This is a genomic window from Pedobacter sp. 01N416 (assembly GCF_056399685.1).
The window spans coordinates 1-11,935 of the sequence record NZ_JBFTRT010000078.1 but is presented as its reverse complement, the minus strand read 5'-3'; the positions used below and the strand labels follow the sequence as shown (position 1 = coordinate 11,935).

Genomic DNA, 11,935 nt, shown 5'->3' with positions numbered 1-11,935 from the left:
CTATTCGAGAGCACTAATTAACGAAAATAAATGGCGTGCTGCCCGTTATGGAATTGATGGAAATTTAATCGATTTCGGGAAAGAAATGGAAGTAAACTGCCGCAATCTTATTTTAGAATTATTGGATTTTGTAGATGATGTGGTGGATGATTTAGGTTGCCGTGATGACATTAATTATGTGCATAAAATATTGGAGCATGGCACAGGCGCAGACCGGCAGTTGGCAGTTTACCAACAAACAGGTAACTTTGAGGCAGTGGTAGATTACATTACTACTCAAACACTTATAGGCGCAAAGTAATTTTATAATGGATAAAAGTAGCTTAAAGGTGGCCGTTATTGACATGAATAACGGTGCACCTAATCAGGGTATGCGGGGAATTCAGGAAATTTTATCCCGTTTTAAAAACGATAACAATATCGATTTAACCTTTGATATTTTTGATTTAAGGCAAAAAGGAGAAATACCGGGCATCGGTTATGATGCTTATATTTCTAGCGGTGGCCCAGGTAGTCCGATTGAAAGTAAGGGCGAACAATGGGAAAATGATTTCTTTAATCTCTTAGATCAGATAGAAGCTTTTAACCATAAAAACGATGAACGAAAAAAGTACGCTTTTTTGATCTGCCATTCCTTCCAATTGGCTTGCAGAAAATATGAATTGGGCAATGTAACCGAAAGACGATCGAATGCTTTTGGCATTTTCCCGATAACCTTAACTGAAGACGGAGAAAAAGACGAAATTTTTAATGGCATTACCAACCCTTTCTTTTCGGTCGACAGCAGAGATTGGCAAGTGATCGAGCCAGATTTTGCTGCTTTCGAGAAAAAAGGTGCTAAATTATTGGCCATCGAAAAAGAACGTAAACATGTAGATTTAGAACGTTGTATGATGTCGATCCGCTTTTCCGATGAAATCATCGGTACACAATTCCATCCAGAAGCTGATCCGGTAGGCATGAAAATGTACTTGCTTCAGGAAGAAAAGAAAAAAGCAATTGTTGATATGCACGGGGAACAAAAATACCTGGATATGTTAAACAGTTTAGACGATCCTGCAAGAATCGTGCTTACGCAAAGTATTATTTTACCTAATTTCTTACAAAAGGCAATTGGGGATTTGCAGGAAGTGTAGAAAAGCCAGGACTACTTTAGCCGTCATTTCGACTGGAGCACAGCGGAACGGAGAAATCTATTAAACATGTTTAAGATAAAAGTTAAAGGATTTATCAAATACGGTCGAAATGACTTCTCTCATTTGCAATAACAAGTTGTAAACCAGAATCAATTACAAACTTATGATACCTGCTCAACGCCAAAAATACAACCAGCAATTTACAGACGAGAAGTACAAAAACTTCCTTACTCAATTGCAAAATGGCTATCCCGAAATTCCTTTCAGGGTTGCAGAAACGCCGGTATTTATTCCGAAAGCATTGAAAGAAAAATTGATTGCGGCAGGAGAAGAAATTATAAACCTGATTAAGCAACCCAATTTTAAAGCACTTACTCAAAAGGCAATCCCCTTAAACTGGAATGTGCCTAATGAAAATACACAGCCTCACTTTTTAACCTTCGATTTTGGTATTTGTAAAAATCAAGCCGGAGAACTTACACCCATGCTAATTGAAATGCAGGGATTTCCTTCCTTGTATGGCTTTCAGCATCATTTGGCTAAAACTTTCCAGACAAGTTTTGAGATTGATGGTTCTGTGAATCATTTTTTAAACGGCTTTAACGAAGAAGCGTACATCAAGCTGCTTAAAGAAGTAATTATTGGCTCCCACCAACCAGAAGAAGTGGCCCTGATGGATGTAGATGCGCCTAACCAAAAAACGGCTATCGATTTTTTTGTGACCCAAAAAATGTTGGGCATTAAGATTTTAGCACTGGAAGACATTAAAAAAGTAGGCAAAAAGCTCTTTTATGAAGAAGATGGCAAAAAGATCCAGTTAAAAAGAATTTATAACCGCCTGATATTTGATGAGGTAGCCAATAACACCGAAATTTTCAAAAACAGTTTCGACCCACGTGAGGAACTGGATGTAGAATGGGTAACGCACCCCAACTGGTTCTATCGCATCAGCAAGTATACCATGCCATTCTTAAAAAGCGAATTTGTGCCCGAAACACGGTTTTTAAATGAGTTAAATACAATCCCTAAAGATTTAGAAAACTACGTACTTAAGCCATTATTCTCTTTCGCTGGTATGGGCGTAATTATCGATGTAAGCGAAACGGACATTACCAATATAAAAGATCCCGAAAACTGGATTTTACAAAGAAAAGTAAATTACGAGCCCGCTGTACAGGCACCAGATGGTGGGGTAAAAGCCGAAATCAGGATGATGTACTTATGGTCCGACGGTGGCGAACCACAGCTCTGCATTAACCTGGCCAGATTAAGCAGGGGCAAAATGATTGGTGTGCGTTATAATGCCGATTTCGATTGGGTTGGGGGAACGATTGGTTTTATGGAGGAGTAATGCGTCTTAATTTCCAAGATATTTAAATATAAATCTAATTGTTATTGAATATTACACTTAACATATATGCCAATACTAACTCTAGATAATCTTTTAAGTGGATTTATAGGTGCTATCATATTATTTTTAATCCAAAATCTACAGACAATAATTTCTGATCATATCTATAATGTTAGGACAAAATGGTTAATAAAGAATTATTTGACTATTTTAATTAGAGATCTTAGTGATTATAATTTCTCAGCAAATGCTATCAAATCTTTCATGACAAAACACGCTCAAAAAGGAAATGAGACAATATCAGTTAGCTACAAATCATGTGAAAATGTTCATTCTACAATACTAAAATCAGATAGGTATAGGTTATTTTTCGAAAATAAGTCAAATAATGAAGCTGTTATTAAATATTATAATTTATGTAGTTTAATTGATTTGTTAGCAGCAAAAACTCCTTCAGATTATTCTACCGAATATGCTGATATTACGATATATAGAAGCAGTGATTCTGTGAAATTTCAGAATAGCACGAACCGTATTATAGTTAAATTAGATGCTTGCGAATTGAATGCTAAAGAAGCTATTAAGATATGTAAACTTCTTATATCCAAATTTGATTGAGATATAAAATCCTACCTTTTTACATTCAATTGAACACCAAAGTCCTAAAAGCCCTTATATTTGTGTTATGGATATTCAAACGATTTTAGTCTTTTTACTTTTTGCGGTAGCATTGGTATATGTTGGCCGTTTGGTTTTTAAATCTTTACAGGTAAAAAAAGATGGATGTGGTGGTAATTGTAAATGTGGTGTAGATTTTTCCGATATTAAGCCCGTAAAAAAATAACATTCCGCCTTTATGATTCATCAGTTCCAGAAATACTTACAGGAAAAAATAGAAATAACTGATGAACAGTTCGAAAGCATATCATCTGTTTTAAAGGTTAAAAAATTCGAGAAAAACGAAATAGTTCAATATACCGGCGATAATTTTAAACATGGATATTTTGTAGGCAAAGGTTTATTACGTGCGTACTCAATTGATGCGAAAGGCAAAGAACACATCCTTCAGTTCGCCCCCGAAAACTGGCTGGTGTCTGATCGCAACAACATGAATAATGAGCCATCAATATTTTTTATAGATGCCATCGAAGCAACCGAGGCCGTGTTAATGCCCAACAATTTCATGGAAGAAGCCGCCAGACAAGTACCATGCTTACAGCCCATGCAAATTAAACTGCTCAACAATTCGATCCGCTTTATGCAGAAAAGGATCAATATGTTATTAAGTGCAACTGCTGAAGAAAGATACCTCGATTTTATAAAACTCTATCCTAACCTTACCCTCCGCGTACCACAATGGATGATTGCCTCATATCTGGGCATTACCCCCGAATCGTTAAGTCGTGTGAGAAAAGAGCTGGCGAATAAACATTTCAGGCCTTAGACTGAATTTTGAATGAGTGAAGGGCTTAGTCAAATCTAACATTTCAATTTTACAACATTCAATCATTCTTTCATTCAATCATTACTTACCATACATCAATCTGTAGTAAAAACCTGCGCTGTACTTTTGTGTTGTAAATATTAAACATCTCAAAAAACAAAAGATATGGCAACTACGAAATGGACATTAGATCCAACCCACAGCGAATTACAATTTAAAGTAAAACACTTAATGATTACTACTGTAACCGGTAGTTTAAAATCTTTCTCAGCAGAATTATCATCTGAAGGTGATGAATTTGAAAATGCAGAAATTTCTTTCAAAGGTGATATCGGTTCAATCGATACAGGAAATACAGATCGCGACAATCACTTAAAGAGCGGAGATTTCTTCGATGCAGAAAAATTTGCTCACATCGAATTTAAATCTAATTCAGTAGAAAAAGATGGCAGCGATTATATCGTTAAAGGTGATTTAACCATTAAAGGCGAAACCAAACCTGTAAAATTAACTGCAGAATTTGGTGGTATTGCTACCGATCCATGGGGAAATACCAAAGCAGGATTTACTTTAAGTGGAAAAATTAACCGCTCAGAATTCGGTTTAACCTGGAACGCTGCATTAGAAACAGGTGGCGTAATGGTAAGTGAAGAAGTTCGCATATTAGGCGAATTACAGTTTGTAAAAAGTGTATAAGTGATAGGCGTTTGGCGATAAGCGTGGATTATCCGCCAAACGCCAAGCGCATAACAGAAAGGTTCCAATCATGGAAACAAAACAAATAGAAAAAGTACTAAAAGCGCCAGCGCCACATATGGTTGGCGATGGCTTTAGGGTACACAATTTTTTCCCAAGTGGATATAAAATCAACATGAGTCCGTTTTTCTTAATGGATTATGGTTCAAAGATCGAATTTTCTGCCAGGAAAGAACCCAGGGGCGTTGGTGTACATCCACATCGAGGCTTTGAAACGGTAACTATTGCCTATCATGGTGCGGTTGCCCATCACGATAGCTCTGGAAACAGCGGTGTGATTTACCCCGGCGATGTACAATGGATGACTGCTGCAAGTGGTATACTACATAAAGAATATCACGAAGCGAACTACAGCTTAGCTGGAGGTCCTTTTCAAATGGTTCAGCTTTGGATTAACCTGCCTGCTAAAGATAAAATGGGCAAACCAAGATATCAGGCAGTTAAGCAGGCTGATATGGCTCATTTTGATCTTCCCGAAAATGGAGGAAAAATCGAGATCATTGCTGGTAATTATCGGGGTATAAAAGGCAACGCAAATACCTTTACCCCCATAGAACTCTATAATGCCAGGTTAAATAAAGGTGGTGGAGCTACTTTTAACTTTCCTGAGAATTTTAATACCGGATTTATGGTGATTGAAGGTTCGATCAAAATTAATGGGTTCGAAACCGCATCCGTAGATGATTTTATCCACTTCAAAAACAAAGGTGAAGAGATTAAGATCGAAGCGCTAGAAAATAGCGTGGTTTTGATTTTAAGTGGAGAACCTATAGATGAGCCAATTGTTCAGTACGGTCCGTTTTTAATGAATACTGAAGCCGAAATCCATCAGGCAATTGAAGATTACAACCAAGGTAGGTTCGGTTATTTAGAAGAGTAAACAGAAAATCGTCATGCTGAACTTGTTTCAGCATCCATCATACTGAATAGATAAATAAGCCGGCATTTTTATAAAATTTGTCGGCTTTTTTGTGGTTTTATATTACAGGACAACCCCGCCGAAAACATCCTCTTGCTAGATAAACAAAACTAAAAGATTCTGAAACAAGTTACCAATGACAGATTAAAAAGAGAGGCCGTCTTTCCCGCGCAGGCGGGAATCTTAAAGCGCTTGCATTAAGATTATTCATAAGTTTTTCCTTTTTTGAGGTATTCATGAGCACTCCGTGGTTCCCAATCAAGTTGGGAATGACGAACCGCCAAAACTTGCCATCAATAATCCAATGTATTTAAAAAATTTAACCTATCAGGATAACGACGCATATCTTAATTTACGCAAGAAAACCTTAGCTACCTTAACTTCTTAATGATGAAAAGATCCGAGAGTACCGCTTATGCACCTGATAAACAGTAAGTAAATCAGCATCTTAAAACTGGGATAGCGATCCATCATCTTAACCATTCTTATCAATCATTCATCCAATCTTCATATTCGTTAGTGACATTTGATTAATAAATCAGAAAAGAAAAATGTCCGGAAAACAAATATTTCAAACTGAGACTAAAAGACGCTGGCATACATTTACATGGGTAAGCCGTACGTTTTTTTTAGTCTTCATTATCGCAATCATCTGCGTGGTGTACACACTGTCTTCAGTACAGGCACCAAATTTGCCTTTTATAAATACCAATACACCCTTAACTGAAAAACAGTTAGATAAATTGAAGAAATCGCAACAATACAAAGATTTCACGATTGAAAAATCAAAGCTGCAAAAAATCAAAAAAGACCGGGAGCACCGCATTCTAACCCATCGTGGCAATAACAAACGGATAAACATGGCTTTTTATGTAAGCTGGGCTTCAACTGTCAGCAAATCATTGCCCGATCTTAAGAGGAACATTGGCCATTTGGATATGGTGGCTACAGAATCTTTCTTTTTAAATGGCGATTCTATTGTAGACAAGGCAGATACTGCTGCTTTAAAAGTTATCCATACAGCTAAAAAATCGGCCATTGCAGTTGTCTCTAATTACAATAAAGATCACTGGGACGGAGCTGCTGTAAGACGGTTATTAAATGATCAGCCCGCGCAACAAAAATTAATCTATGATTTGATTGCCATTACAAAAAAATATGGCTATCGCGGAATTAACATCGATTTTGAAGAACTAAACCTCCAGAACAGCGACAGTTTTAATGCTTTTATGAAAAACCTTTATAGTCAGTTTCATGCAGAAAAACTGATTGTTTCTCAGGATATTTCACCCGAAAACGACGATTATAAACCAGAAATTCTTCAAAAATATAACGATTACATTGTATTGATGGCTTATGATCAGCATACCGAGCAAAGTAATGCGGGCGATATTTCTCATCAGGAATGGGTAGAAGAAAAACTTGATGACATTTGCAGTAAAGTTGATGCCAGCAAAGTAATCCTTGCCCTGGCCTGCTATGGTTACGATTGGCCAAAAAATAGCGTGGGTAAATCAGTAACCTACGAAGATGCAATGACCAGTGCGGTTAATTACAAAAGTAAAATAAACTATGATCCGGCCTCTGCCAATTTAAACTACACGTACAATGATGGCAGTGGGATTAAACATGAAGTTTACTTTACTGATGCGGCAACCTATTTTAATTTAATCCGCAAGGCTGATGATTGGGATATTGCGGGGATAGCTTTATGGCGTTTAGGCTCTGAGGACAAACGTTTATGGTCTTTTATTTCTAACGACCTCAGTCTGGATACATTAAAGAAAAAACCATTCGATTTACGCAAAATTGCTTCATTAAATATGGGTGGGATCTCGTATTTAGGCGATGGGGAAATTCTGGACCTGATTTCTACCCCAACACCAGGTAGTGTAAAATTCACTTTAAATAAAGACAATTTCTCTATTGCCGATCAAAAATATACCCGTCTCCCTGAGCAATATGTAATTAAAAGGTTTGGAGAGGCTGATAAGAAAATTGCCTTAACCTTTGATGATGGACCTGATCCGGTTTATACACCACAGGTGTTAAATATATTAAAACAAGAAAAAGTACCAGGCTGTTTCTTCGTAGTTGGCATTATGGCGGAGCAGAATATGGAACTGCTAAGACAAGAATATAATGATGGTTATGAAATTGGAAACCATACTTTCTTCCATCCGGATATGTCGACCATTGGACCAAGACGGGTAAAATTCGAGCTAAATGCTACCCGCAGGTTAATTGAAGCGGTTACCGGCCACAGTACAATTCTGTTTCGTGCACCATTTAATGCCGATGCCGAACCCCAGAACATTTCAGAAATTTTGCCGGTTGCACAGAGCCGCAAAGAGAATTACATCAATATAGGTGAACTTATCGACCCTGAAGACTGGGAACCTGGCAAAACTGCCGATCAGATTTTTAATGAAGTAGTGAAGCAGCAGGATAATGGCAATATTCTTTTATTGCACGATGCAGGTGGAAACCGTGAGGCTACTGTCGCCGCTTTGCCTCGGATTATAAAATTCTTTAAAGCCAAAGGCTATACTTTTACAACAGTTGGCGATTTAATGGGCAAAAAAAGATCAGAATTAATGCCTGCGGTTAAGTCTACTGCAAACAGTGGTTTTTCAGGCTCTGGAGATTATTTTTTCATCAACTTTTTTTACTATGGAAACATGATTTTAAACATTATATTTTCTGTTGCTATTGTACTTGCCATTTTAAGGACCATTTTTATTGCTTATCTGGCTATCAGACAGCGAAAAAGAGCGAGACAGCATGCGGATAAATTGATAGTAAATCCTTCAGAAAAAGTGAGTATTATCATTCCGGCTTACAATGAAGAAGTTACTGCTGTGCAAACCATTAATAGTCTTTTAAAAACCACCTACCCGAATTTTGAATTGATTTTTGTGGATGATGGTTCGAAAGATAAAACCTTCGAAATTATTAATGAACACTTTGGCAACCACCCTCAGGTTAAGGTTTTCCGCAAAGCAAATGGAGGCAAAGCATCTGCATTAAATTATGGTATATCAAAAGCAACTTCCGAATTTGTGGTCTGTATAGATGCCGATACGCAATTGAAAGATGATGCCGTTACCGAACTGATGCGTTATTTCTACAGCGATAAAATAGCTGCTGTAGCTGGAACAGTGAAAGTTGGCAATGCCAATAACATTATAACCAAATGGCAGTCTATTGAATATATCACTGCACAGAATATGGATAGGCGAGCTTTCGACTTACTAAATACAATAACCGTTGTACCTGGAGCAATTGGTGCTTTTAGGAAAAATGTAATCTTAGAAATCGGCGGATTTACGATTGATACGCTTGCTGAAGACTGCGATTTAACCATGCGTATTTTGAAAGCAGGTTACCGCGTTAAAAACTGCGATGCTGCAATTGCTTATACCGAAGCACCAGAAACGGTGAATATGTTGCTTAAACAACGTTTCCGTTGGAGTTTTGGCGTAATGCAAAGTTTCTGGAAAAACAGAAAAACACTACTAAACAAGAAATACGGCTACTTTGGGATGGTAGGAATGCCAAATATTTTGATCTATCAGATCATTTTGCCGCTATTTTCTCCACTTGCCGATCTTTTTATGTTCATCTCGTTAATTAGTGGTCTGTTTTCGTTAAGTGCTATAAATAATTTAACCCTAACCGGATTTTCAGGAATTTTAAGCCTGCATAACGGTTTTGGCCAGGTACTTTTCTATTATATTATCTTTATTGTTGTAGATATGATTTTTGCTGCAATCGCCTTCCGTATGGAAAAAGAAAAATACAGGAATTTACTTTACATATTCCCACAGCGGTTTTTCTGGCGACAATTAATGTATATTGTACTATTCCGTTCGTTCAGAAAAGCCATAAAAGGTGAACTGGAAACCTGGGGAACGTTAAAGCGGACAGGAAACGTTAAAGAGCAGCTGGCGTAATGCTTGTCCCGGAGATTATGTTATAAACAATGGATGTCACCTTGAGGGGTAATTGTTTTATAAAAATTAATATAAATGACGTTTAAATTTCAAGCAATATAATATTCCCCTCTTTTAGAGGGGTGTCCGCAGGACGGGGTGTTTTATTAGTCCTAGCCGGACAGGCTTCTTTCTTTTTGGTGTCAAAAAGAAACAAAAAACACCGGCTGAAAATTTTTCTTTCAAAGCTAGTAGGTTGGCCTGGGTAGTGCAGCCCGAAAAATTTGTTAAGCCGGATTTAAGTAGAACGGAGATACGGTACTACGGCCTAGTTAGGTGGAAATACGAAATCGACATAAACTGTTCCTATTTAAATGATTACAAAATAACGTCATTGATAGCCTGTTGAAGAGCTGATTAAAATGCAATGTAAAGCATTTCGACAAGCTCAATGTGACAGCTCCGAATCAAAATTTAATATTATTACATACAAGCAAAAAAAACATAAACAATTCATAACAAGCTATTTAAAAAAACATTATTATTGTTTATGGAAAAATCTAACCAAACTATATTTTCCTTTAAACAGGTTTTATTGATTGCGCTTATCGCCGGAACATTAGATGGATTGGCAGCAGTTATATTTTTAGGAAAGATGAATTTTATGGGGGTATTTCAGTATATCTCCAGTGCTATTATGGGGCCAAATGCCTTTGCTGGAGGGACTAAAACGGCTCTTATAGGTTTAGCACTCCACTACTTTATTGCTTTTTGCTTCACCCTGATTTTTACTATTGCATCAATAAAAGCACCTGTTTTACGTAAAAACATTATCCTTTCAGGAATACTATATGGCATTATCGTTTGGACGATCATGACCCTCCTGATTGTTCCATTAACCAAAATACCTGCAGCACCGTTTCATTATGAACGGGCGATTTTAAATGCGGTAATTCTGATTTTTTGCATAGGCTTACCGATTTCTTACTTAACCGCCCGAAAATTCTAATAGGAATTAAGGTTTTTCTATCAGGCAAACGGCATAAGAAACAACACCTTCTTCCCTGCCGATAAATCCCATTTGCTCATTGGTAGTGGCTTTTATCGAAATATCCTCGGTAGAAATTCCAATGGCTTCAGCAATATTTTGTTGCATAGCAGGAATATGAGGGTTAATTTTTGGCGCTTCTAAACAAAGCATCGCATCTATATTGCCAATTTGCCATCCTTTTTCGGCCAGCAATTTAACCGTTTCCTTCAATAAAACGAGGCTACTGATGCCTTTCCATCTATCATCTGTATTCTTAAAATGGAAACCAATATCGCGAAGGTTGGCTGCCCCTAAAAGCGCATCGCAGATGGCGTGAAGCAAAACATCGGCATCCGAATGCCCAAAAGCACCTTTATGATGATCTAATGTAACTCCACCAACAACAAAAGGGTGCTGATCTTTTAACTGATGTACATCGAATCCGAAACCTACTCTAATTTTCATGGGTATTTAGGTTAATTGTTTAAACACGTTAATCGGTTAATTATAAACTGATAGCTTAAAATTACTTCTTAACAATCTTTTTGTCGCCAAAGTTAAACAATAGACCAAAACGTAAGGTATTTGCAAGTGGACTTGTTTGTGCATTTGCAATCAAATAAGAGAAATCTATATTAAAAACGTTGTATTTTAATCCAAGGCCCAAGGTAAAGTAGCGGCTATCGCCTTTCATTGGGCTCTGATAGTTGTAACCTGCTCTCACTGCAAACTGTTGGTTATACCAGTACTCTAAGCCTGTTGAAATTCCTACTTCCTTTAATTCTTCACTAAAACCGCCCGGGGCATCACTAAACGAACCAAAAATTCCGGCAGGAACTGAACGGTTAGGATTTTTTCCGCTCACAATGTTATTGTTCGAATCGTATATCGGTTGCGTTGGCACCAGCAACTTATTAAAATCAAGGGCAAAAGTTAAGGTACTGAGATCGTCTACAGTAATTGTAGACGCGCCTCCTATTTTAAAATTTGTAGGTAAAAAGAAATTTTCTCCACCATCAGAATAGCTCATTTTTGTTCCAATGTTCGAAATATTAGCGCCTGCAGAAAGAACAGTCTGCCTGCCAAACATTGTAGTTGTTGTTTTGTATAATCCCGATACATCTACAGCTACCGCATTTCCGCTATGAACCTGCCCTGATGATGAAAATTGCCCTGAAGCTAAATTTGAATAAATATACCTTAATGATGTTCCTAATGAAAATTCCTCACCAAAATTACGAGCAAAAGAAACATCAAAAGCCAATTCATTCGGATTGGAAATCCCCAGGTCTTGTTGGTTGATGTCGGTAAGTTGAATAGATCCTAAAGAAAAGTACCTTAATGAGGCACCAATGGTATTACGA

At 37.3% G+C, this 11,935-nt stretch carries 12 protein-coding genes; 10 read left to right on the top strand and 2 right to left on the bottom strand.

Annotated elements, in window-relative coordinates:
• From AC1DND_RS06665 to AC1DND_RS06620, 10 genes are all read left to right on the top strand, one after another.
• Positions 1-301, top strand: a 301-nt coding sequence (locus tag AC1DND_RS06665; RefSeq protein WP_477580130.1) for a glutamate-cysteine ligase family protein, incomplete at its 5' end; no start/stop codon positions are given.
• 7 nt (positions 302-308) lie between these two features.
• On the top strand, positions 309-1,136 hold the full coding sequence (locus AC1DND_RS06660) for a type 1 glutamine amidotransferase (protein ID WP_477580128.1): 828 nt from the start codon (positions 309-311) through the stop codon (positions 1,134-1,136).
• A 163-nt stretch (positions 1,137-1,299) separates the two neighbouring features.
• Positions 1,300-2,487, top strand: coding sequence for a hypothetical protein (locus AC1DND_RS06655; RefSeq protein ID WP_477580126.1), 1,188 nt, complete (start codon positions 1,300-1,302; stop codon positions 2,485-2,487).
• Positions 2,488-2,553: 66 nt separating this feature from the next.
• On the top strand, positions 2,554-3,105 hold the full coding sequence (locus AC1DND_RS06650) for a hypothetical protein (protein ID WP_477580124.1): 552 nt from the start codon (positions 2,554-2,556) through the stop codon (positions 3,103-3,105).
• Positions 3,106-3,172: 67 nt separating this feature from the next.
• A complete protein-coding gene (locus AC1DND_RS06645; RefSeq protein WP_082458743.1) occupies positions 3,173-3,331 on the top strand; it encodes a FeoB-associated Cys-rich membrane protein in 159 nt (52 codons plus the stop codon).
• 12 nt (positions 3,332-3,343) lie between these two features.
• Positions 3,344-3,931, top strand: coding sequence for a Crp/Fnr family transcriptional regulator (locus AC1DND_RS06640; RefSeq protein ID WP_029274727.1), 588 nt, complete (start codon positions 3,344-3,346; stop codon positions 3,929-3,931).
• Between the two features lie 165 nt (positions 3,932-4,096).
• Positions 4,097-4,627, top strand: coding sequence for a YceI family protein (locus AC1DND_RS06635; RefSeq protein WP_215130003.1), 531 nt, complete (start codon positions 4,097-4,099; stop codon positions 4,625-4,627).
• 70 nt (positions 4,628-4,697) lie between these two features.
• Positions 4,698-5,567, top strand: a complete 870-nt coding sequence (locus tag AC1DND_RS06630; protein WP_477580121.1) for a pirin family protein — start codon at positions 4,698-4,700, stop codon at positions 5,565-5,567.
• A gap of 590 nt (positions 5,568-6,157) precedes the next feature.
• Positions 6,158-9,562, top strand: a complete 3,405-nt coding sequence (locus AC1DND_RS06625) for a trifunctional glycoside hydrolase family 18/polysaccharide deacetylase/glycosyltransferase family 2 protein (RefSeq protein WP_477580119.1) — start codon at positions 6,158-6,160, stop codon at positions 9,560-9,562.
• A gap of 529 nt (positions 9,563-10,091) precedes the next feature.
• Positions 10,092-10,550, top strand: coding sequence for a hypothetical protein (locus AC1DND_RS06620; RefSeq protein ID WP_477580117.1), 459 nt, complete (start codon positions 10,092-10,094; stop codon positions 10,548-10,550).
• A gap of 6 nt (positions 10,551-10,556) precedes the next feature.
• Here the strand turns inward: AC1DND_RS06620 and ispF are convergent, their stop codons facing one another.
• Together ispF and porV are read right to left on the bottom strand one after the other, a co-directional pair.
• Positions 10,557-11,036: a 2-C-methyl-D-erythritol 2,4-cyclodiphosphate synthase gene (ispF, locus tag AC1DND_RS06615; protein ID WP_131028066.1), complete on the bottom strand. Its 480-nt coding sequence runs from the start codon at positions 11,034-11,036 to the stop codon at positions 10,557-10,559.
• A 61-nt stretch (positions 11,037-11,097) separates the two neighbouring features.
• Positions 11,098-11,935, bottom strand: an 838-nt coding sequence (gene porV / locus AC1DND_RS06610; protein WP_477580115.1) for a type IX secretion system outer membrane channel protein PorV, incomplete at its 5' end; no start/stop codon positions are given.

Bases quoted from the DNA above. Each gene is read 5' to 3' on its own strand.
- AC1DND_RS06660 (WP_477580128.1), top strand. From the start codon at position 309: ATGGATAAAAGTAGCTTAAAGGTGGCCGTTATTGACATGAATAACGGT.
- AC1DND_RS06645 (WP_082458743.1), top strand. From the start codon at position 3,173: ATGGATATTCAAACGATTTTAGTCTTTTTACTTTTTGCGGTAGCATTG.
- AC1DND_RS06655 (WP_477580126.1), top strand. From the start codon at position 1,300: ATGATACCTGCTCAACGCCAAAAATACAACCAGCAATTTACAGACGAG.
- AC1DND_RS06620 (WP_477580117.1), top strand. From the start codon at position 10,092: ATGGAAAAATCTAACCAAACTATATTTTCCTTTAAACAGGTTTTATTG.
- AC1DND_RS06650 (WP_477580124.1), top strand. From the start codon at position 2,554: ATGCCAATACTAACTCTAGATAATCTTTTAAGTGGATTTATAGGTGCT.
- ispF (WP_131028066.1), bottom strand. From the start codon at position 11,036: ATGAAAATTAGAGTAGGTTTCGGATTCGATGTACATCAGTTAAAAGAT.
- AC1DND_RS06630 (WP_477580121.1), top strand. From the start codon at position 4,698: ATGGAAACAAAACAAATAGAAAAAGTACTAAAAGCGCCAGCGCCACAT.
- AC1DND_RS06640 (WP_029274727.1), top strand. From the start codon at position 3,344: ATGATTCATCAGTTCCAGAAATACTTACAGGAAAAAATAGAAATAACT.
- AC1DND_RS06635 (WP_215130003.1), top strand. From the start codon at position 4,097: ATGGCAACTACGAAATGGACATTAGATCCAACCCACAGCGAATTACAA.
- AC1DND_RS06625 (WP_477580119.1), top strand. From the start codon at position 6,158: ATGTCCGGAAAACAAATATTTCAAACTGAGACTAAAAGACGCTGGCAT.